This is a genomic window from Emticicia aquatica, from assembly GCF_923079645.1.
GTDB lineage: Bacteria > Bacteroidota > Bacteroidia > Cytophagales > Spirosomataceae > Emticicia > Emticicia aquatica.
Map to the genome: position 1 here is coordinate 1,127,702 of NZ_CAKLPY010000001.1, position 23,260 is coordinate 1,150,961.

Consider the following 23,260-nt stretch of genomic DNA (forward strand, 5'->3'; position numbering starts at 1 on the left):
AAAATATTTTTATGCTTGATTCTTTAATACTGTTGTACGACCGTGACCTTCAAAAACTCATTACAGAAATTGATGCGTATAAAATTGAAAGTGATTTATGGCTGATTCGTGGAGAAATTAAGAATTCAGCAGGAAATCTTTGCTTGCATTTAATCGGAAACCTAAATCATTATATTGGACATCAATTAGGAAACACAGATTATGTAAGAAATCGACCTCTGGAATTTGAAGACAAAGATATTCCAAAAGAAAAATTAATTTTTAATATTGAAGCAACACGAGAGATGTTGAAACGTGTTTTACCAAATATTTCAGCGGATGTTTTAGCTCAAAACCATACAGAAGAGTTTTATGGCGGAAATCATTCAAACGAATATTTTTTGATTCATCTTCTGACCCACCTTAACTATCATTTAGGACAAATAAATTATCATAGAAGATTGGTAAATGCTTGATAATAAGGAAAGTAACTGATAAGGAAAATCTAATTTTATCAGTTACTTTTATATATATCATCTTCCAAAATCGTCTTGTACACGCACAATATCATCTTCATCCGATGGATTTTCTGGGTCAGTATGTTGCCATATTTCAGCAATAATGCCCCATTCATCTAAGCCAATTAGGCGATGTCTTTCCCCTTGTTTTAGATTGATAATTGTTCCTAAAGGTAATGTTTGAAGTTCATTTTCTTCATCCGTTTCACTTGTAACCACACCCGCAGTTCCGCCTACAACTTTCCAAATTTCGGCACGGCGGAAATGATATTGCCAAGATAAGCGTTTTTGTGGAGCAACAACTAAAATTTTTGGACTAAGTTTACGACCAATTCCGAAATCATTTACTGATAAATGAGGGAAATAAGTTTCGATAAATTTAGGAGCTTGAGATTCATCTAGTACAAAAAAACCTCCCCACGGACGGCTTTGGTCTTGTTTGTCAATGTTAAATCCCAAATCAGTAATTACTTTTTCTACTGCTTCAAAGACTGATGCTTTTTCTGTTTCTGCCGAAAATTTCATGTGAATGTATATGAATGGATGATTTAAAGAATTACTTTTGCGAGCAAATTTAGTATTTTAAAAAGGCTATAACAAGTATAAAATAGAATTACTTGGTTCAAATTTTATTTTTTTTTCATAAAATAAATTAAAGGCCTGAATTTGTTTTCCAAATCTAAATGATGATGAAAGTTGAGAAAATAGATACGTTTACGGGACATCGAGATTGTATTTATGCTTTGGAGAAAACAGGCGAAAAACAACGTTTTTTTTCGGCAGCAGGCGATGGTTTTGTAGTTCGTTGGAATTTGCAAAAACCTGATGTTGGAGAATTGATTGCAAAAGTTGGACATTCAGTATATGCTTTGTCTTATTTACAAGAAGAAAATCAATTATGGATTGCCGAAAATTTTGAAGGCATTCATGTTATTGATGTTGAAACAAAACAGGAACTTCGTTCGTTAAAATTAGCACCAACCAATTATTTTGATATTCAGATTTATAATAATCAGGCATTTGTGGCTGGAGGAGATGGCGTAATAACGGTAATTGATGTCGATAATTTTAGTTTCCGAAAGCATATAAAAGTTTCTTCTGAAAGTGCAAGGTGTTTGACAATTAATCCAGTTGAAAGAGAATTTGCCGCTGGTTTTAGTGATAATTCGATTAAAATTTTTGATTTGCACACATTTGAACTCAAAAAAGTAATTGAAGCCCACACAAATTCTGTTTTTGCTCTGAAATATTCACCAGATTTCAGATTATTACTTTCTGGAAGTAGAGATGCTCGACTTAAAATTTGGAACGTTGAACAAGATTATTCTTTAGAAAAAGAAATTGTAGCTCATACTTTTGCAATAAATAATATTGCTTTTAGCCCTGATGAAAAATTATTTGCTACGTGTAGCATGGATAAATCAATAAAAATTTGGGATGCTGTTACTTTTAAGCTTTTAAAAGTAATTGATAGAGCAAGACACGCTGGACACGGAACTTCAGTCAATAAGTTACTTTGGAGCGACTATGAGAATCAGATTGTATCGGGAAGTGACGACCGAACAATTTCAGTTTGGAAATTGTCGTAAATTCACCAATATATGTTGTCTTTTTTGAAGAAAACAAGTAAAATATTAATATAAAACATACTTTTTTTGTTACTTTTGCTGATTGACTTATATATTTAGTTAAATTTTTGATATAGGAATATTATTTTCAATGTATTTCAGCAATCGAAATGGGCGAACTATTGCTCCATCATCAAAAACGTTTCAGAATTTCCTAAAACATTTTTAACAATGAAGATTACACCTCTCGAAATACGCCAGCATGAATTCGAAAAAACATTTAGAGGCTATAATATTGAAGAAGTAGATAGTTTTTTGGCAAATCTTTCGCAAGAATGGGAACGAGTTCTTAATGAGAGCAAGATGCTGAGAATGCAGCTTGAAATTGCTGAAAAAGAAGCCAATAAGTTGCGTGAGATTGAAATGACGCTGTTCAAAACTTTGAAAACTGCTGAAGATACTAGCACAATGATTACCGAACAGGCAAATCAACAGGCCGATAAATATCTTCAAGAAGCTAAGATATTAGGTGAAAAAACACTAATCGAAGCTCAGCAAAGAGCTAATGATATTATCAGACAAGCTGAAAGTAGAGCAAAATATATTAAGGATGAGGTTTTAGGTGATGTGAAAGTACTCGAACGAGATTTTCGTGCGATGGACCATTACAAAACTAATTTGTTGGTACAAATGAGAAGTCTATCGAATGCAACTTTAGACCATGTACAAAGATTTGAAGAAAAATTTGATAAAGAAGGAGTTGAAGCAAAATTTAAAGAAGCAACATCGCTATTGTCTGGAAATGAAAGCCAGAAGTCGAAAACCGATGATGTAACAACTCAAATTGAGAATAGACAGATTGAGCAAGTTGTTTTTGAAGTTAATGAGCCGATAGTTGAGGAAGAAAAAATTGAAGAAACATTGACCGAGGAAACTACTGAGGTTTCTATAGAGGAAGTTGTTTCTCAAAATAATGCTGAAACTGAAGTTTATCTTGAGGATTCGTTGGCCGAAGAAACCGTAACGATTCAAGAAGAGGAAAATGAGGTTATTGAAAAAAGCGTTGAAGACTCAGTAATTCTTGAAACAAAAGTGAATACTTTTAGTGAAGAACCAGTAAAAAATAGCGTTCCAAAAGATGATGAATTAGAAGTTATTGAAGGAATTGGGCCAAAAATTGCGATGGTTCTTTATGACGCAGGAATTTTTACTTTTCGTGATTTAGCCATAACTCCTGTATATAAAATTCAAGAAATTTTAGATGCAGCTGGGCCACAATTTGCGAGCCATGACCCAAGCACATGGACGCAACAAGCGAAACTTGCTGCAGAAGGTCGTTGGGCAGATTTGGAAGCTTTGAAGTTTTATTTGGTTGGAGGAAGAGAACCTAAAAAAGATGAGGTTGAGGAGATTCATGAAACTATTGAAGAAAATGAAATCATAGAAGTTGTTGAAGAAACCAAAATTGTAGAAGAGCCAGAAATCGAAATTCCAGTAATTGAAGAAGTAATTGATACTACACCCTCATTTACAGCAGCTCCGATTCAAAGCGAAAATAATTTGGATTCAATAACAGAGGAAATGCTTGAAAAAGTAAATAAAGTTAAAGCTGCAATCAGAAAGGCGATGGTTGAAAAAAATGATGGACTTACCAAAGATACAACGCCACTTCCGACTGTAAACGATATTATTGCTAAGAATGAAAGTTCATCGGGTAGTTCTTTTTTTGATAACCTTTGATGATATAATTATAGTAAAAAGGTTCAAGCAACAACTTGAACCTTTTTTTGTTTCTTTTTCTAAATATTGATTAATCATTAATTTATGGGAATTATTTCTCTTGAAGGATTAGAATTCTTTGCTTATCATGGATACTATGATGAGGAACAAAAAATTGGGAATAAGTATTCGATTGATATTGCAATTAAAGCAGATTTAAGTCGGGCTGCTCAAGAAGATAAATTAAAATTGACGGTAAATTATGAAGTTGTCTATAAAATAATAGCCGATGTTATGAAAGAAAAACATCGGCTATTAGAACATATTGCATATAAAATTATAGAAGCTGTAAAAATTCAGTTTCCATATATTGAAGCTGTAACAGTTAGTGTATCAAAATTTAATCCGCCGATTGGTGGCGTTTGTGAACGTTCAAAGGTTACAATATCTATTCCTTAATGGCTAGTTTACTTGTGAGCTAGCAAACTTTGAGGGTTTCCAACTATTATTTTTTATATTCGTATCTGGTAATTTATTATCGGGGTCAATTATAATAGATTCAATTGCTGATTTAGAATCATATCTAAAACTCCAAGTATTGCCTCGTTGCCAAATTTCGTAAGGTAATTGTATGCGTTTTTTTGTTCCATTGGTTTCTTTAATATCAATTGTTACTGGCATAGGCATTTTTTCTAAATTTTCAATCGTAATAACAGAACCTTTTGCAACGTCTTGTTGTACATAAGTCACATCTTTTACACCTTGGTCTATTTTCCAATCATTTAGATACCAACCTTTCCAATACCAACCCAAATCTTCGCCAGCTGCATCTTCCATTGTTCTAAAAAAATCAAGTGGAGTTGGGTGCTTGAATGCCCAGCGATTTACATATTCTTTGAAAGCATAATCAAATCTTTTTTCACCAAGAATCAATTCTCGTAGCATTGTGAGCCCATAACCAGGTTTCATGTATGCAGCAATTGCTAAATTATTTTCTTGAATTACATCAGGAATATTTGCAATTGGGTCACGGTCATAATAATAAGGTGTCATTTGACGAACATTTTCCTGACTATAGTATTCACCATTATTAAAGTTTTTTGTAGAAAGTGTATTAATGAAAGTATTGAAACCCTCATCCATCCAAGCATATTTACGTTCATTACTTCCAACAATCATTGGAAACCAATTATGCCCGAATTCGTGGTCGGTTACTCCCCATAGACTTTCAGTTTTATCACGATAATCACAAAAAACAATTCCTGGATATTCCATCCCTCCAACAACACCCGCAACGTTTACTGCACTAGGGTAGCTATATTCATAAATATATTTTGAATAAAACTCAATACAACCTTTTACATATTCAGACGAACGCCCCCAAGCATCATTACCATCACTTTCTGCTGGATAAACAGATTGTGCCAATGAAGTTTTGCCACTAGGTAAATTTATTTTACAAGCATCCCAAATAAATGCTTTTGAAGTAGCCCAAGCTATGTCTCTTGCTTGATTACATTTGAATTTCCAAGTGAGTGTGCCGTCATTTCGAGGACGAGATTTTGCGTCATTCACTTCATCTTTACTTCTAATAATAACAGTTTTTTCACTATTTTTGGCTTCGTTCAAACGTTTAATTTGTTCAGAAGTCAATACTTCATTTGGATTAATGAGTTCACCAGAACCAACCACCAAATGATTATAAGGAACAGTAACATTGTATTCAAAATCGCCATATTCCAAATAAAATTCACCTGCACCTAAATAAGGCAAAGTATTCCATCCTTCAACATCGTCATAAACTGCCATGCGAGGATACCATTGAGCAACTTCATAAATTGTACCGTCTTTGGTTTCTTGTTTTCCCATTCGGTCAGAACCATAACGAGGAATTTTGAATGAATAAGTAATTTTGATTTTTACTTCTTCGCTCGGTAAAATTGGTTCAGATAGACGAATTTGCATTCGAGTATCGTCAGTTAAATGTTCGGCGTAAACTGAGCGAAAACTTTTTTTCTTTCCAACTGATAGGGCTTTATCAACACTAACAAATTGTACGTTGTATCCACCGTCAAAACCTGTATTACCAAATCTTCCTCCAGCAATAGTTGTTGTTTTTCCTCCTCTTGAATTATCATTGAATTGATTTTGGTCTAATTGTAACCAAACAAAAGGGAGCTTGTCGGGACTATTATTTTTATACGTTATTTCAACATCGCCAGTAATGGTATTAGCGACTTCGTCGAGTTTGACATTAATTTTATAATCCGCCCTGTTTTGCCAATACATTGGGCCAGGAGCTCCAGTTCCACTTCTGTAAGCAGTTCCTGGCATAAAATTAAAGAGTGGATTGAACGCATCTCGATGGTCGTACTTTGAGATGCTTGGAGTTTGAGCTTGCAAGATTTGGTAAAAACCTAAAGCAAAAACCAATAAGATTTTATTGATTTTCATGAATTATATTTGATGATAATGTATAAAAAAATAAGAATAAATTACAAAAAAAATGACAATGCACTTTTCTAACGGTAAAGTAACGATTTTTGTTTATAAAGAGATATGTTTATTTTTTTAATGTTGCAGAGAAAAGTAGATTTTTTTGAGAAAGATTCAGCATATTTTGATTGATGTTATTAAGTTGTAAACATTAGGTGAAAAAGGGGACAAGATTTGATGTTTTTGCTTAAAATAGGGTTTAAAACAATATTTTATACGATTTTGTCTTGTCGAAAGGTATTTTTTTTCTAAATTGGCACAAAATTTTAATATTTACTATTTCTGTAATCTTAATTTTGAACCTGTATTGAATTATCTTTTTTCAAACAGAAATCTTAACAATTAACAAAATGAAATCTAGACTAATTTCCGTGCTAACTTTAGTAATTCTTTTACCATTTGTAGGAATTGCCCAGCAACGAGACTCGCCATGTAACTTACTTTCTTACTCAATTTTTAAAGGAGCTTCTGATAAAACTCCTGTAGTTTTAAAAAAACTTGGTACAAGTCCACAATTTGGTGAAATTCCTAAGCACACAGGTGCTTCTGCATACAATCATCTTAAAGCAGTGCATAAAAGTAACAAAAAAGGAAGTAGAAAAGAGATTGATGATTTGCTTAAAGCCCTTGGATACACTGGTTTTAATGACCCTGATTTTACAAGTAAAAGTTTAAATCCTGAAATTCTAACTGCTGGAACTATTGGCTGGATGGGTGCATACGGACACAAATATGCTTGGTCAAAATTAGGAAACGATTTCCCAACTTTTAAAATCTATTCAAAAGGTGGAGATTGTTTTCTATATATTATGAAAAAATGTGGTAATGCATTTTATATTCCCACTTATATCACTGTAACTCCAGATCCGATTCTTCCTGTTATTACTTGTAAAACTCAAACAATAAATATTAGCGGTTCAGGTCAAGTGCAAAGTGGCGATGTTATGAACACAAGTAAAACAATGGAGATTGTTGCGGTATCTGCTTCTTCAAAAGGAAAAGGTTTACTTTTGGGTTCATATCCAGTTTCTGTTCGTTCAACTTATGATTTTAGCCTGAAAGGGGATGCTCAATACTCTAAAACTGTGGAGGTTTGTATGGAAGGAAGTGCTACTCCAGCTCCATTGAATTTGACTTTACCAATGAATCTTAATTACAAAATAACTAAGAATGAAGTGAATGTTGGTGATGGCGATAAATTATATTTGAATGTTACTGAGGCTCAATTCAAGGCTTTGGGTAAAGCATATAAACCAATAAATGTAACTTCAACTGGTGCTTCAAATTTAGAAGTTTCAGGTAAAAAAGTTTCAAATAGCAGTGCAATTGAATCTACATCTGCTTCTTATGGTTCGGGTGATACAAAATGTGCTGACCAAAAATTTAATTTTATTGGTAAAACTGAAATAAAAGATGGTAGTTTAAAAAGTTCTAATAATGACGTAACCATTATTGGTGTTTATAAGAAAACTGGTAAATTGGACAAAGGTGAATTGGCTGACAAATATCTTTGTTTGGGAAGTTTCCAAGTTCCAGTTAAATCTGCTTATGAATTTACAACTACGGGTGGAAGTGATGTTTCTAAAATATTGAGAGTTTGTTCTAAAGACGGGGTTGCACTTGCTGACCAAAATATCAATATTCCAGTTCAGATGAGTTATAATTTTACAAAACAGGATGTAATGCTTGGCGATTATAATAAATTGTATGTTAGTCTTACTGAAAAACAATACAAAGCGTTGAGCAAAAACTACAACCGTTGTTGCTCAGATGGTGGAGAAGGAAAATGTAAATAATTTTAAGATATGCACAAAAAAATCCCCACTTACCGAAAGTGGGGATTTTTTTGTGTTTTTTAATTCTACGTTTTTAATTTCTTTTTCTTAGCAGCAGGAAATAAAACATTATTAAGAATTAAACGATAGCCTGCTGAATTTGGGTGAAGATTAAGGTCAGTCGGCTCTTCGCCTACATAGTGTTGATAATCTTCAGGGTCGTGGCCTCCATAAAAAGTCCAAAACCCTTTGCCTGCAGTTCCATGAATATAACGAGCTTCGCCAATCGAGCGATTTTCTGCCAATGTTATTACATCAGGTCTGATATATTGTTTTTTGAAAGCAGTTGTTTGACCCATAAATCCTTTAATCAAGTTTGCATGATTTTGCGTAAGCATTGTCGGAATTGGGTCCCACTTAGCCGAAAACTGAAATAACGAAAAATAATCATTGTTTTCATTTACACCACGTTCTTCTTGTTGATTATCAATGCTTGAAAATTCCATTTCGTAAGGATTCGTTATTAAATGAAAATCTTTAAAAGCGAAGCAGTTTTCATATTTGAGTTTTTTTTCTGCATTTGGGTCAGCACCATCTCCATCATATGGAGCTTCTACAATATCGACTCCATCGGCAGCCAATGCAATATCAAAAGTATCGGTTGCATTACACATGGCAAACATGTAACCACCACCGAATACAAAATCTCTGATTTTTTTTGAAACGGCTAATTTCAGGTCTGGAATTTTGGTGAAATTGTATTTTCGAGCAATTGTTTCAGCTTCTTGTTTTTGCTCTTGATACCAACCTTGTCCACGCATTCGTAGAAACTTTCCGAATTGACCAGTAAAATCTTCATGATGTAAATGTAACCAATCGTATTCGGGAAGTTTACTATCTAAGACCTCTTCATCAAAAATTTTGTCGTAAGGAATTTCGGCATAAGTAAGTACAAGCGTTACTGCGTCGTCCCAAGGTTGAGTAGTTTTTGGAGAATATACCGCAATTTTAGGAGCTTTATTCAGTTTAACTGCATCCATATTTGCATCATTTGAAGCAATCAAATTTAGAATCGATTGTGATTCTGCTTCCGAAATAACTTCATAACTCACTCCTCGAATCACACATTCATTAATATATGTTTGTGATGCTTCAAAAAGAAAACTACCACCTTTGTAATTGAGTAACCATTCAACTTCTGTTCCATGAGTTTTTAAAAGCCAAAATGCAATTCCATAAGCTTTCAAATGATTTCTTTGTGTTTCATCCATCGGAATCAATATTCGGTTTGCGAATAGATTAGTCGATAACGAAAATGTCAACAGCACTAAAAGAGTTATTTTTTTCATTTTTATCAATAAAAAGTATGTATTCAACTGTAGCAATCACCGTACCAATCATCAACGAATTTTAGATTTGATTATTAGCATTTTAAGCCAATGCAATTGTTTTTTATTATAAAATTACTGCTCAATTGTTGAATAAAGAAGCTTTTTTGCCTAAAAAAATGATAAGCGGTTGAATAGCATATCTTAATCGTTTGTGCTTTTGAAAACTCTTGATGAATTTTGTAAGGCTAAATAATACAATAAATTAGACCCAAATACTACAAATTATTCTCACTGGAAATAGATGGAAAATTTATCACGTCGTACCTTTTTAGGAAAAATAGGAGTCAGTGCGTCTGTCATTGCAGTTGCTAAACCACCATTAAAGAATGTTTCTAAGGTAGTTTATGAAGGGGAAAAACTAAATATTGCACTTTGTGGATTGGGAAGATATGCTGGATATTTAGCTGATGGATTAGAAATTTCGCAATATTGTAGATTAGCTGGGATTGTTACGGGTACACCAACGAAGGCAGAAGATTGGAAGAAACGCTACAATATCCCTCAAAAAAACATTTATAATTATCAGAATTTTGATGAAATCGTAAATAATAAAGACATTGATTTGGTATATGTTGTTTTACCAAATTCGATGCATAAGGAATTTGTGATTAGAGCAGCCAAGGCTGGAAAGCATGTTATTGTTGAAAAACCAATGGCAATTACAGCAAAAGATTGTCAAGAAATGATTGATGCTTGTAAAAAAGCAGGAGTACAATTGGCTGTTGGTTATCGACTTCATTTTGAACCATACCACAAAGAACTAAAAAGGCTTGGACAAGAAAAAGTATTTGGACAAGTCAGATTAATTGAGGTTTCATTGGGATATAGACTTGGAGGAGAGAATCCAAAAGATTGGCATTTAGTAAAAGAATTTTCTGGTGGTGGCCCATTGATGAATCTAGGCGTTTATTGTGTACAGAGTAGTCGCTATGTTTTGGGAGAAGAACCCATTTCAGTATCAGCTCAGTTTGCACCAGTTACGAATAAAACTTTATTTTCTGAAGTTGAAGAATCCATTACTTGGCAATTAGTTTTTCCAAGTGGAGCCGTTTGTACCTCAACGAGTTCTTACAATTGTGGGATTGATAGATTTTTCGCCGCTGCCGATGATGGATTTTTTGAACTTAGTCCCGCTGTCAGTTACGGACCATTTAAGGGAAGAACAAGTAAAGGTGAACTTGATTTTCCAACAATTAATCAGCAGACAACTCAAATGGATGAAATTGGAAAAGTCTTGATAGAAAATAAGCAATTGCCAACTCATATTTCAGGAGAGGAGGGTTTAAAAGATATGAAAATATTAGAGGCTATTTATGAAGCCGCAAATACAGGTAAAAAGGTAACTATAAATTAGAACGAACATTAATCAAAAGCAATAGACACAGGTTTATTGGAAATTTAATTATGAATCTTACAGAAAATATAAGTGAAGGTTTACGTTCCATCAAAGGAAATATGCTTCGTACTGTACTTACGGCTTTAATTATTGCTATTGGTATTACTTCATTGGTTGGTATTTTGACTGCTATTGATGGAATGCAAAGTTCGGTCGATAATAGTTTTGCTGGTTTGGGTGCTAATTCTTTTGACATAAAAGGCCCACGTATGTGGAGAAGACGAAGTTCGGGAGTGAATGATAAGGATTATCCTCCGATTGAATACCGAGAGGCAAAATTATACAAAGAACTTTTTCAAGGAAAAACTTCGGCCACCATAAGTATTTATACCAATGTTTCGGGGGCTGCACAGTTGAAATATAAATCTGTAAAAACGAATCCTAACAGTTTGATTCGTGGAGTTGATGAAGATTATATAAATATTAAAGGATATAAACTTATTTCAGGAAGAGATATTACTGAAAATGATATTAACTTAACTAATAATGTTGTGATTTTAGCTAATGAATTAGCAACAACTTTATTCCCGAAAGAAAACCCAATTGATAAAGACATAACTTTGTTAGGATTGCGATTTAAGGTAATTGGGGTTTTGGAAAAGAAAGGGAGTATTACTGGTGGAGGTGATGACAGAGTGGCATTAGTTCCGCTTGAAACAGGAAGACAAATTGCAGGAAATAGAAAACTAACTTTTGATATTACTACTTCCGTAAATAATGTCTCGGATATGGATTATATATTAGGTGAAGCCGAAGCTGTGATGCGTAGAGTAAGAAAAGACCAAATTGGTCAAGCAAAATCTTTTGAGATAGAACGTTCGGATGCTCTTGCAAAAGATTTTGAAGAAGTAACAGGATATTTAAGAGTGGGTGGATTTGGTATCGGAATAATTACACTTTTGGGAGCAGCCATTGCATTAATGAATATTATGATGGTTTCTGTAACTGAACGTACACGTGAAATCGGAATAAGAAAAGCAATTGGAGCAACACCATTCAAGATTCGTTTACAGTTTTTGATGGAGGCCATTGTAATTTGTATTTTGGGTGGAATAGCAGGAATTATAATGGGAATTGGTATTGGAAATCTGATTGCCAAATTGATTAGTGATAAAAGTAGCTTTATAATTCCTTGGGCTTGGATATTTATGGGATTTGTAGTTTGTGTTGTTGTTGGGATTTTATCTGGTTTTTATCCTGCTTATAAAGCTTCTAAACTAGACCCAATTGAATCTTTGAGATACGAATAGACAGTTTTTTGTTAAGAGTTATGAGTTAAAAATCCTCGTAGAAGTTTTCTGCGAGGATTTTTTTATTGATTAGATTTTTTAAAAAATGATTAAACGGATACATTTGGCATAGTGTTTGGAATAGGCTAATGAGCGATTTGTTTGTAAATCAAACATAATCTAGGGTTCGAGAAATTATTTATCAACCAAAATGTGATGAAAAAAAGAGTTTTGATAATATTGAGTGTTTGTTTTCTGTCAATTCTGAATGTTTTTGCTCAGGCGGTTTCACAAGAATTGACAATTGAAAAAAGAGAAAGTATTGGACTTTTTTTTTATGATGGAATGGCTAAAGTTAACATTGCAGGAAAATATGGCTTTGTTAATCGTCAAGGAATTTTACAAATCCCTTGTCAATATGATATGGTGACTGATTTTAAAGATGGACTTGCCATTGTTAGAGAAAATAACCGTTATAGTTTTGTTCGTCTTGATGGCTCACTTCTTACTCCAATAATTTTTGATATCTGTGAACCATTTTCAAATGGTTTAGCATTGGTTAGCTTTCAAAATAAATATGGCTTTATTGATAAAGAAGGTAAAATTGTTGTTTATCCACGTCACGATTTCGGAATGGGTTTTAGCAGTGGTTTAGGTCTTGTAGGACTAGATGGCAAGAATGGTTATATCAATACAAAGGGGAAATTGGTAATTAATTACCAATTTGAATTTTCACTGCCATTTTCCGAAGGGTATGCGTTATTTATGAAAAATGGGAAATTTGGTTATATTAATCAAAAAGGCAAAGTAGTAATTGAGCCAATATATGATTTGGCAAGCTCTTTTCATGACGGACTTGCCGCTGTAAAATTTAATAATGCTTCTGGTTTGATTGATAGAAAAGGTAAATTCGTACAAACAGCTTCCTATCAAAATATTCGTAGTTTTAAAGATGGCGTTGCCGTTATTATGAAAAACAACAAAATGGGATTAATCAACCATGATGGGAAAGAACTGATCAATGCAAAATATGATTTTCTTGATGACTTTGAAGATGGTATTGCTGCATTTAAAATAAATGGTAAATTTGGATTTGTCAACAAACAAGGAAACGAATTTATTCCTGCAATGTTTGATAAAGTAACAGCATTTGACCAAGGATTGGCCTATGCCAAACTAAATGAAAATTTTCATTATATTGATTTGCAGGGAAAAATCGTTTATACTTCTCCTATTGAACCAAAATTTAACGAAGAAGATAATTTGATTTTAGCCAAACTTGATATGAAAAAAGGATACATTGACGGAAAAGAAAAAATTTATGTCTCACTTGATGAATCATTTTCACCTGCTAGAGTTGTGTTATTAATTAACAGTAACGAATATTTGATTAATAGTGATGGAAAACTTTCTTCAAAATAGTTTTGGCTCAATCAATAACTAAAGCGATTCTTTAATTATTTGTAAAATGGCTGTATGAAATGAAAATGCTTTTTTCAAATCATTTGGAGTCCAGACAAAATTATCTAAAACAATTACACTTGTCTTGGTTGCAGGAAAATAAAAATCCATTGAGATAAAGCCAGGAGTAAAACCCGTCTGTCCATACTGTAATAATTCGTTGTCATCGCTAACCGTGATTCCATATCCATATTCAGTTTTACCAAAGAGTGGATGCTGGCGAATTGCAACTGGTTGCTTTGTAATCATCATTTGATAGGTAGTTGAATTTAATAATTTCCCATTATGCAATTGTTCATTCCATTTAGCCAAATCGTTTGCTGAAGAAATAAACCCACCTGCTGCTACATAATTTTCAAAAGTTTCTGTTTCAAAAACTAATTTTCCATCGGTATTCTCGGTATAGCCATTTACTAATTTTTTGTATTTTTTTATATCGGGATGAAAAGTGTCAAACATTTTGCATTTTTCAAACAATTTATTTGATAGGCTTGAAAATGACTGATGTTGTACATTTTCAAGAATTTGTGCCAGAATATCAAACCCAATTTGCGAGTAAGCATACCGACTACCCGCTTTAAATGCAAGAGGCTCTTCAAGATTTATGATACCGTGCGTGTGTGTTAGCAGTTGATGAATAGTTACCGAATCAGCCCATTTTTGTTTAAGATTTGGCAAATATGTGCTAATTGGAATGTCTAATCTTATTTTTCCTTCATCTAATGCTTTTAAAATCAAGACAGCAGTAAATTGTTTACTAATTGAGCCAATTACAAATTGGTCATTGAAATTAAGTTTTTTATTTGATTGAATATCAGACAATCCTCGGATATTTTCATATAGTATTTTTTCTTTCTGTTTGACTAGAATAACGCCATTAAAAGGTTTGTCTGAATTTGTATTTATCAAAGAATCTATTTTTCTTTTAACCTTACTTTGAGCTTGGACTTTTACATCAAACACAATTATGAGTGAAAATAAAAGCAAGAAAATAGCATTGATTTTCTTGAGAATTTTCATAATATTTTTATTCAGCAAAGGTTAAATTTTCTGGAATAGGATAAGTAATTAGTTTAGAAAAATCGACCTTCCAAAAATCTAAATCCAATAATTGATTATTAGAGTCTTGGGTAAGTGTAATTACCACTGGTGTTCCATCCGAATCTATGTAATTGGCTTGAATCAAATCTCCCAAATAAGGAGAAATGTCAGGATTTCCCATGCTTATGCTTCCCATTTTTCCACCTTCATATTCTTCTACATCTTCATTGATTGGATATTCTTCAATTTTTAATCCAAGTTTTTCTAAGAGAAAAATGATTAAGTTCACTTCCTTTTCTTTAATTTTTCGTCGATGTTCCATTTATTTTTTAATTCTGAAATTAGTAAAATGGTATTTGAATGAAATAAAAAGAGCAGATATTCAATTGAATACCTGCTCCTGTCATTAAAAATGTTATTCTTTGATAACAAATTCTGAATCTTTTAACCCTTTATTTACTTTTATTGATTGAACATCCGAAACAATTTCGCCCATTTGTCCACCACTTCTTTTTGTTTGAGAAGGGAACATTACTTCAACTCCTTTGAATTTTTTGTAGTTCAGATACGAAACCGTATTTTCAAATTTTCCTCTTGGAGTTTCGGCAACTGAAAAAGTTTTAACTTTTAATCCTGATTCAACATCGTAAAAATCATTCCATTTTTTGCCATCACTAGTGGATAGCTCTAATTTATAAGCATCTTTTTCGCCAACTTTTTCTATTCCAATCACCGTTTTTATGATTCCCATTTTATCATACAATAATTCTGAAAATGGATTGCTTCTCATGGCTGTCATTTGAGCATCTTTTCCTTCAAGCGGAGGTCGATTACCTCCCATGAAACCACCATTTTTCAATTTGTTTCCATCATAAATTGCCCCCATCACTTCATTACCATTCATATAAACCGACATTGAATAGCGGTCAGGAAATTTGAATTTAATTTCGGTTTCTGATGTGCCACGCTGGGTTTCACTTGTGCTGTTGATTGTTAAATCTTGAATTTTTGCAATGGCATCTTTGCCACCTATAGCAGTCAAATATTTATCAATGATAGCATCGGCAGATGGAGTGTTTTGTGCAAATGCTCCAAGTGTGAGCATTGAAAAAATTGTAACAAATATTTTTTTCATTGTTTTGTGAGTTTAAATGTATTTAAGGTTTAGACAAACAATTAACCCAAAAGTAAAGTTTTTATTCTATTGTTTCTATAAAATATTGATGAAGTTAATAAATACGAGATAAATAATGATGAAAGAAAAAATTGCAATTTTCTGGTACCGCCGAGACCTAAGACTAGATGATAATGCAGGGCTTTATCATGCACTCAAAAGTGGTTATAAAGTTTTACCTATTTTTATTTTTGATACTAATATTTTGGATATGCTTGAAAATAAAAAAGACCAAAGAGTCGAATTTATTCATCAAGCATTGGATGACATTCAAACAAAGTTAGTTGCTTTTGGGAGTTCTTTATTTGTGAAATATGGAAATCCGACAGATATTTGGCAAAAAATATTTTCAGAGTTTGATATTGCAGAAGTTTATACAAATCATGATTATGAAAAATATGCAATCGAGCGTGACCAAGCGATAGGAGCGATGCTCAATGCTAAAGGTATAGCTTTTTATACTTTTAAAGACCAAGTTATTTTTGAAAAGAAAGAAATTCTAAGCGGTGCAGGTACGCCTTACACAGTTTTTACACCATACAGTAGAAAGTGGAAAGAAACATTGAACGATTTTTATTTAAAATCATATCCAAACGAAGCTTATTTTCATAACTTTATCAAAACCAATCCTTATCCATTACCTGCTTTGGAAGATATTGGATTTGAATTGACTGGATTTCAGTTTCCTAAAAAAGATATTAGCGAACAACTGATTCATAATTATGATGAAGTACGAGATTTTCCTTCAATTTTAGGGACAAGCCGTTTAAGTGTTCATCTTCGTTTTGGAACTATTAGTGTCAGAAAATTAGCACAAGTAGGAGTTAAGCTAAATGAAAAGTGGTTGAATGAATTAATTTGGAGAGATTTTTATATGAATATTCTTTTTCATTTTCCACACATTAGTGAAGGTAAATCTTTCAGAAAAGAATATGATAATATTATTTGGCGAAATAATGAGATTGAATTTGGAAAATGGTGTGAAGGAAAAACAGGTTATCCTATTGTTGATGCTGGAATGCGAGAACTTAATGCAACAGGCTTTATGCACAATCGAGTTAGAATGATTACTGCTAGTTTTCTTATCAAACATTTGCTAATTGATTGGAGATGGGGAGAAGCCTATTTTGCAGAAAAATTAATTGACTTTGATTTTTCTGCAAATAATGGTGGTTGGCAGTGGGCATCAAGTAGTGGCTGTGATGCAGCACCCTATTTCCGAATATTTAATCCAACTGCACAAACTCAGAAATTTGACCCTGAACTTAAATATATAAAAAAATGGATTCCAGAACTTAATAGCTTTGATTATCCAAAACCAATTGTTGACCATGCTTTTGCTCGTGAAAGAGTTTTGAATGCTTATAAAAAAGCTTTGGAAAAAAAGTGAAAATCAAAAAGTACCGTAAAATAGTTAAACTATTGGTACAACTTGGTACTTCAGTGGATAGTGTGTATTTTTGAAGAAGAACTCAATTTTCTGAAAACTGTCCACTGAAAAAATGTCTTTTCTCAACAAATCTGCTAGATATATTTTTGATAAACATCAAGACAGTGATTCTAAATCAACACAACTCAAAAATATTTGTGTGGTTTTACCAAGCCGTCGGGCGGTTTTCTATTTTAAACAATATTTGGCCAAATTTTCAGAGGTACCGTTTATTGCTCCTGAGGTCCTTGCAATTGATGATTTTGTGATGCGAATGTCTGGCGTAAATCAAATAGATGCCGTAAGCTTATTGTTTGAATTATATGAAATCTTCAAGAAATATGACCCCGAAGTAAAATTTGATAGATTTATCTCTTGGGCTCCAACGCTTCTCCGTGACTTTGATACCATTGACCAATATTTAGTTGAAAATCCAAAATCAATTTTTGAGTATATGAGTGAGGCAAAAGCACTTGCTCGCTGGAATTTAGAACTTTTGGACTCAGGAAAACCAGAACTTGAAATAACACAATCGACTGATAAATACTTTAAGTTATTTGAAAATATTTATCATGTGTACGAAGACCTGCATAAATCCCTAAATGAGAAAGGTTTATCATATCGCGGAATGGCCTATCGACATTTAGCAGAATCAATAAAAACATTTTTGGTTGAAAATGATTCAGAAACAATAATCTTTGAAAAGTTCTATTTTGTTGGATTCAATGCGTTGAGTGCAGCTGAAGAAAAAATTATTGAAACGCTTGTAAAAACTAATCGTGCAGAAACGCTTTGGGATGCTGATTCTTATTTTATGAGTCAGAAGTTTAACCATAAAGCAGGTGTACTTTTGCGAGAATATAAAAATAGTGGTAGGTTTGGAAAATGGAACCGGCAGACTAATGATTTACTGACAGGTGAAAAAAAGATGCGAATCATTGGGGTAGAGAATGCAACCTTACAAGCTAAAATTGCGGGACATATTTATGGTGAGGCAGTTACTATAAATCCTGATATTCAAACCGTCATTGTGTTGGCTGATGAAAATTTGTTACAACCAGTCATGTATTCTCTTGATGAACACATCAGTGATTTTAATATCACAATGGGGCTTTCATTGAAAGGGTCAATGCTTTTTACCTTGATTGATGCCATTTTTGAGTTGCAGCAGAATATTGCAGAGTTCAAAACTAAAGATGGCGGAACTTTCAAAATGCCTAAATTTAGTCATCGTCATATCTTCAAAGTTTTGAATCATCCCTTTATTAGGAGATATGAACAAATCAAATATCCAACAATTGTTGAAGAAGGTAAAGAAAGTAATCGAACGATTTTTAGAAAAACCTTACAAGAAATTTTAAGAAGAAATACAGTTTATTTAAGTCAAGATGAAATGTTAGAGCTTGGCGAAAATGAACCAATCTTCAGAATATTATTTTCTCGTTGGGGCGATAACACTCAAAAAGCACTATTATCCTTTTATGATTTGATTGATGAATTGCGGAATATTTATCGAGAATCGAATGATGCAATTGAGACAGAATACTTGTATTTGTTTTTAACGATTTTACACCGTCTTGAAAAAATACTATTTCAGAATAAAGAACTTAACCTCAAAAGTTTCAAACATTTTCTGTATGAATTGATAAAACAGGAGAGGATTCCTTTTAGTGGAGAACCGATTTCAAATCTGCAAATTATGGGAATGCTTGAAACTCGTTGCCTAGATTTTGAACGAGTAATTATATTATCTGTTAATGAGGGAATTTTACCTTCTGGAAAACATGTAAATTCCCTAATTCCATTTGATGCTTGTATCGAATACAATTTGCCTGTTCATTCTGACCAAGATGCAGTAATGTCGTATCATTTTTTTAGACTTTTGCAGCGTGCTAAAGAAATTGATATCTTGTATGTTATTCCGAATGGAGAAGGTGTTAGCGGTGGCGGAAGTGAAAAAAGTCGTTTTATTCTACAAATTGAGAATGAACTAATCAAAGAAAATAAAAACATAAAATTATCATATCCTAAAATAGAATTTACAAAAGATAATGATAGTGAACAAATCAGCAAAATTGAGATTTTTAAAACAGATGATATTTTATTAAATATTAGTAAGTTAATTGCTGAAAAAGGTATTTATCCGACATCTCTAAGTACATATCTTAAATGTTCATTGCAATTCTATTTTGATAAAGTTGCAAAAATCTCTAAAAGAGAAGAGATTGATGAAAATTTCGGAGCCGATATTTTTGGAACATGGATTCATAATACGCTTGAAAAAATTGATAAAGATTTTGGGCCGATTATTACTAAAGAAACTATTGATACAATAATTTCTGAATTAGAGCAACATCTTGATGATGTTTACCTTGAAAATTTTGGTGGTTTTGTTGTAGAATCAGGAATGAACTATTTACTCAAACAAGTCGCAGAACAATTGTTGATAGATTTTTTTGAGAATCAAAAGGAAACACAAAGCTTTCCAATGGAGGTTTTAGAAGCGGAACAATTAATATCTGTTAGTTTTGAGAAAACTATTTTAGGTAAAATACAAAAAATAAAAATTGCAGGTCGGATTGATAGGATTGAAAGAGAAGGGCAAACACTTAAAGTAATTGATTATAAAACTGGAAAGGTAATTGGAAAAGATTTGGAAAAATCGAAAGACCAGACTTTAGAAGAGTCGTTGCTAGATCCTAGTAAAGAAAAACTTAGACAGCTATGGTTGTATCAGTATCTTATGCTTAAATCAATGACCGATACGAATGGCCTTTTTTTGAGAGGTGAAAAATTAGAAAATCATGAAGTAAAAGCTAAAATTTATTCATTCCGCAATTTAAAAGAAAAATTAGAAGTAAATTTGAACTTTGAAGAAAATTCAAATATTTTTGGTTTCATTGATAAATCTGAAGAAATTCTGACTAATACAGTTTCTGAAATGTTGAATCCTGAAGTGCCATTTACACAATCTTCTGATTTGAAAATCTGTGAATGGTGTGATTTCAAAGGTATTTGTGGTAGATAAAAATTTAATTTAAAAACTATTTTGCTTTGAGTAATATCCCATTTCTTAATCTTAAGTTGATAAACCAACCTTATGAAAAATCAATTAATGAAGCTATTAAAAAAAGTGTGGCTTCTGGTTGGTTTGTATTGGGGGCGGAAGTGAAAAAATTTGAAACTTCTTTTGCAAAATACTGCGAAACAAAACACTGTATTGGTGTTGCCAATGGCCTCGATGCTTTAGTGCTGCTACTAAAAGCGTCTGACTTTCCGGCAGATTCAGAAATTATCGTGCCATCAAATACTTACATTGCAAGTATCTTAGCAATTTCTTTAGCTGGATTAAAACCGATTTTAGTTGAACCCAATGAAGATACTTTTCTGATTGACCCAAATAAAATTGAAGAAAAAATTTCAAAAAAAACCAAGGCAATCTTAGTTGTTCATCTATATGGGAAGTGTTGCGAAATGGAGTCAATTTCAAAGATTGCTCAGAAATATGATTTGAAAATATTTGAAGATGCTGCACAATCACATGGAGCATTTTATCGGGGTCGCAAAGCAGGAAATTTATCTGATGGTGCTGGCTTTAGTTTTTATCCTACAAAAAATCTAGGAGCAATGGGTGATGCTGGTGCAATTACGACCAATGATGATATACTGGCGGAAAAAATCAAATCATTACGAAATTATGGTTCTGGAGAAAAGTATATTTTCGACTATCAAGGATTGAATAGTCGATTGGATGAATTACAAGCTGCAATATTAAATGTGAAAATTCTAAATCTTGATATTGAAAATAAATTTCGCCAAAGAATCGCAAAAAGGTTTTTATCCGAAATAACAAACAAAAAAATAGTGCTACCAACTAATCAAACAGTTGAAGAAGATGCTTGGCATTTATTTGTTGTTAGGGTTAGTAATCGTGAGGAGTTTAGACAATATTTATCAAGTAACGGAATAGGAACAGATGTTCATTATCCAATTCCTCCTCATAAACAGCAAGCTTATAGAGAATGGAATAATCGGTCATTTCCCATCTCAGAAAAAATTCATAATGAAGTTGTGAGTATCCCTTTAAATATCGCTTTGACTGATTTTCAAGTTGACTACATAATTGAAAAAATCAATTTGTATTAAACTCACTTAATTTTACTTATTATTATCAATGGATTCATCAAAATTACTTTCGGTTGTAATACCAGTTTATAAAGGAGCCAAAACGATAGCAAAATTGGTTGAAAATTTAGAGTTAGAGTTGAGTGATTATGATTTTGAAATCGTTTTGGTAAATGATGGAAGTCCTGATGATTCTGAAAAAGCTTGTCTTGAAATTGCTAAAAGAAGTACTAAAGTGAAATTTTATTCTCTCAGAAAAAATTTTGGCGAGTTCAATGCAGTAATGTGCGGATTGAATCATACAGAAGGTGCTTTTGTAGTAATTATTGATGATGATTTTCAGAACCCTCCTTCAGAAATTTTAAAATTGTTAGAAAAATCTCAAGAGAAAAATTATGATGTTGTTTACAGTTATTATGTTAAGAAGAAACATTCAATTTTTAGGAACTTTGGAAGTTGGCTCGTAAATCGATTAACAACATCACTTTTACAAAAACCGGCTGATTTATATTTATCAAGTTTCAAATTAATAAAACAAGAAGTTGTTAAAGAGATAATTAAGTACAAAGGGCCATATCCATATATTGACGCATTGATTTTTAGAGTGACCAATAATATTGGGAAGACACAAGTTCAGCATAGTGAACGCATGGAAGGAGAATCTAATTATACATTAAAAAGGTTAATAACCCTTTTTATGACAATCCTATTTGGATATTCTCTTTTGCCAGTAAGAATAATTTTAACACTAGGGATTACACTTGTATTGTTATCAATATTATTACTTTTTCTTTATATGTTTAATTTTATTCCTGATTGGAGATTATCGATGTTTATATTTTTTGGTGGAATTCAACTCACATCATTAGGAGTTATTGGCGAATATATTTCAAAATCATTTCTTTCTCAAAATCAAACGCCACAGTATGTTGAAAAATGATTTTATCATTGATTTATTTTACTTTCAGATATGCTGATTAATTACGAGGAATACCGAATGATGTATGAAGCCGAAGAAAAACTTTGGTGGTATAAGATTTTACACGAAAAAGTATTAACAGAAATTCAAAAGAAATTTGGAGAAGATACTCAAATAAGTGTCCTCGATGCTGGTTGTGGTACAGGAGGATTAATGAGTTTTCTAATAAAAAATGGGTATCATAATATTCAAGGTTTTGATTATTCAGAAGATGCCGTTAAGTTTTGTAAAGAAAGAAACCTAAATGTTCAACAAATTGATATAACAGATTTTGATTCTGTTTTTGAGAATGAAACTTTTGATGTAATCATTAATGATGATGTAGTTTATCAATTTGAAAATTCAACGATTGAAACTATCTTTTTAACTTTTGAAAGTTTATTAAAACTAGATGGTATTTTGATAAGTAATAATAATGCGTTTAATGTTTTTTTTGGAACACATGATATTGCTGTAGGAGGTAAGCAACGATTTTCTTTATCTGATTTTAAGGAAATATTCAAACCACTCTCATTAAAAATTGTTTATTATTCATACTGGAGCTGGATGCTGTCGCCGTTGATTTTACTAGTTAGATTACTTCAACGATTTCAATTAAAATTTAAGTTAATTGATTTGGCAAAGATAAAATCCGATGTTGTTGTTCCGAATCCAATTGTGAATCAGTTTTTTTATAAGCTAGTAAAGGTTGAAGAGAGGATATTAAATAAAGGTTTTTTTGGTAGTTCACTTTTTATGGTTATGCAAAAGAATAAATCAATTAAATTACCTTTTAAAGTTTTACAATAAAATAGCATTTGTTAAAATGTCTCTCTTTTAAATGTAATTTTTTGCTTAAAATATTTTTATTTAGACAACTCATTGATAATGAAATAGTTACATTTAATGCCCTTTTTCATTGAAAAAAAAGTCAAAAATATTTCTATTTACTATTGACAAAAAGAATTTTTACCCGTATCTTTGTATCCTCAATCAGGCAG

At 32.3% G+C, this 23,260-nt stretch carries 19 protein-coding genes; 13 read left to right on the forward strand and 6 right to left on the reverse strand.

Going from position 1 to position 23,260, the window contains the following annotated elements; translation table 11 throughout:
- Positions 1 to 11 precede the first annotated feature (11 nt).
- Positions 12 to 455, forward strand: coding sequence for a DUF1572 family protein (locus MJQ71_RS04980; RefSeq protein ID WP_238805067.1), 444 nt, complete (start codon positions 12 to 14; stop codon positions 453 to 455).
- A gap of 57 nt (positions 456 to 512) precedes the next feature.
- Here MJQ71_RS04980 and MJQ71_RS04985 read toward each other — a convergent pair whose 3' ends face one another.
- A complete protein-coding gene (locus MJQ71_RS04985) occupies positions 513 to 1,022 on the reverse strand; it encodes a cupin domain-containing protein (RefSeq protein ID WP_238805075.1) in 510 nt (169 codons plus the stop codon).
- A gap of 158 nt (positions 1,023 to 1,180) precedes the next feature.
- Between MJQ71_RS04985 and MJQ71_RS04990 the strand changes: the two genes are divergently transcribed.
- From MJQ71_RS04990 to folB, 3 genes are all read left to right on the forward strand, one after another.
- Positions 1,181 to 2,086, forward strand: a complete 906-nt coding sequence (locus MJQ71_RS04990; protein WP_445447138.1) for a WD40 repeat domain-containing protein — start codon at positions 1,181 to 1,183, stop codon at positions 2,084 to 2,086.
- Between the two features lie 210 nt (positions 2,087 to 2,296).
- Positions 2,297 to 3,805, forward strand: coding sequence for a DivIVA domain-containing protein (locus MJQ71_RS04995; protein ID WP_238805077.1), 1,509 nt, complete (start codon positions 2,297 to 2,299; stop codon positions 3,803 to 3,805).
- An 84-nt stretch (positions 3,806 to 3,889) separates the two neighbouring features.
- Positions 3,890 to 4,243: a dihydroneopterin aldolase gene (gene folB, locus MJQ71_RS05000; RefSeq protein WP_238805079.1), complete on the forward strand. Its 354-nt coding sequence runs from the start codon at positions 3,890 to 3,892 to the stop codon at positions 4,241 to 4,243.
- Positions 4,244 to 4,246: 3 nt separating this feature from the next.
- Here folB and MJQ71_RS05005 read toward each other — a convergent pair whose 3' ends face one another.
- Complete coding sequence (locus MJQ71_RS05005) at positions 4,247 to 6,238, reverse strand: M1 family metallopeptidase (RefSeq protein WP_238805082.1); 1,992 nt, start codon at positions 6,236 to 6,238, stop codon at positions 4,247 to 4,249.
- Positions 6,239 to 6,630: 392 nt separating this feature from the next.
- On the opposite strand from MJQ71_RS05005, the gene MJQ71_RS05010 reads away from it, so the two are divergent.
- On the forward strand, positions 6,631 to 8,076 hold the full coding sequence (locus MJQ71_RS05010; protein ID WP_238805084.1) for a hypothetical protein: 1,446 nt from the start codon (positions 6,631 to 6,633) through the stop codon (positions 8,074 to 8,076).
- Between the two features lie 65 nt (positions 8,077 to 8,141).
- On the opposite strand, the gene MJQ71_RS05015 is transcribed toward MJQ71_RS05010, so the two are convergent.
- Complete coding sequence (locus tag MJQ71_RS05015) at positions 8,142 to 9,404, reverse strand: asparagine synthetase B (protein ID WP_238805086.1); 1,263 nt, start codon at positions 9,402 to 9,404, stop codon at positions 8,142 to 8,144.
- 283 nt (positions 9,405 to 9,687) lie between these two features.
- Between MJQ71_RS05015 and MJQ71_RS05020 the strand changes: the two genes are divergently transcribed.
- From MJQ71_RS05020 to MJQ71_RS05030, 3 genes are all read left to right on the forward strand, one after another.
- Positions 9,688 to 10,800, forward strand: coding sequence for a Gfo/Idh/MocA family protein (locus tag MJQ71_RS05020; protein ID WP_238805087.1), 1,113 nt, complete (start codon positions 9,688 to 9,690; stop codon positions 10,798 to 10,800).
- A 50-nt stretch (positions 10,801 to 10,850) separates the two neighbouring features.
- A complete protein-coding gene (locus tag MJQ71_RS05025) occupies positions 10,851 to 12,092 on the forward strand; it encodes an ABC transporter permease (protein WP_238805088.1) in 1,242 nt (413 codons plus the stop codon).
- Positions 12,093 to 12,287: 195 nt separating this feature from the next.
- Positions 12,288 to 13,493 carry a WG repeat-containing protein gene (locus MJQ71_RS05030; protein WP_238805089.1) on the forward strand — a complete coding sequence of 402 codons (1,206 nt, stop codon included), beginning with the start codon at positions 12,288 to 12,290 and terminating at the stop codon, positions 13,491 to 13,493.
- Positions 13,494 to 13,511: 18 nt separating this feature from the next.
- Here the strand turns inward: MJQ71_RS05030 and MJQ71_RS05035 are convergent, their stop codons facing one another.
- From MJQ71_RS05035 to MJQ71_RS05045, 3 genes are all read right to left on the reverse strand, one after another.
- Positions 13,512 to 14,552 (reverse strand): serine hydrolase domain-containing protein, encoded by a 1,041-nt coding sequence (locus MJQ71_RS05035; RefSeq protein ID WP_238805094.1) that lies wholly within the window; start codon positions 14,550 to 14,552, stop codon positions 13,512 to 13,514.
- Positions 14,553 to 14,559: 7 nt separating this feature from the next.
- Positions 14,560 to 14,895, reverse strand: a complete 336-nt coding sequence (locus tag MJQ71_RS05040; protein ID WP_238805096.1) for a DUF6984 family protein — start codon at positions 14,893 to 14,895, stop codon at positions 14,560 to 14,562.
- A 93-nt stretch (positions 14,896 to 14,988) separates the two neighbouring features.
- A complete protein-coding gene (locus MJQ71_RS05045; RefSeq protein ID WP_238805098.1) occupies positions 14,989 to 15,708 on the reverse strand; it encodes a hypothetical protein in 720 nt (239 codons plus the stop codon).
- A 115-nt stretch (positions 15,709 to 15,823) separates the two neighbouring features.
- Here MJQ71_RS05045 and MJQ71_RS05050 point away from each other — a divergent pair, with 115 nt between their 5' ends.
- The 5 genes from MJQ71_RS05050 (at position 15,824) to MJQ71_RS05070 (ending at position 23,069) form a co-directional block, all read left to right on the forward strand.
- Positions 15,824 to 17,137, forward strand: coding sequence for a cryptochrome/photolyase family protein (locus MJQ71_RS05050; protein WP_238805100.1), 1,314 nt, complete (start codon positions 15,824 to 15,826; stop codon positions 17,135 to 17,137).
- 112 nt (positions 17,138 to 17,249) lie between these two features.
- Complete coding sequence (locus tag MJQ71_RS05055) at positions 17,250 to 20,204, forward strand: PD-(D/E)XK nuclease family protein (protein ID WP_238805102.1); 2,955 nt, start codon at positions 17,250 to 17,252, stop codon at positions 20,202 to 20,204.
- A gap of 56 nt (positions 20,205 to 20,260) precedes the next feature.
- On the forward strand, positions 20,261 to 21,322 hold the full coding sequence (locus MJQ71_RS05060) for a DegT/DnrJ/EryC1/StrS family aminotransferase (RefSeq protein WP_238805104.1): 1,062 nt from the start codon (positions 20,261 to 20,263) through the stop codon (positions 21,320 to 21,322).
- Between the two features lie 28 nt (positions 21,323 to 21,350).
- Positions 21,351 to 22,241, forward strand: coding sequence for a glycosyltransferase family 2 protein (locus MJQ71_RS05065; protein ID WP_238805106.1), 891 nt, complete (start codon positions 21,351 to 21,353; stop codon positions 22,239 to 22,241).
- A 30-nt stretch (positions 22,242 to 22,271) separates the two neighbouring features.
- Complete coding sequence (locus MJQ71_RS05070) at positions 22,272 to 23,069, forward strand: class I SAM-dependent methyltransferase (protein WP_238805109.1); 798 nt, start codon at positions 22,272 to 22,274, stop codon at positions 23,067 to 23,069.
- Positions 23,070 to 23,260: the final 191 nt, after the last annotated feature.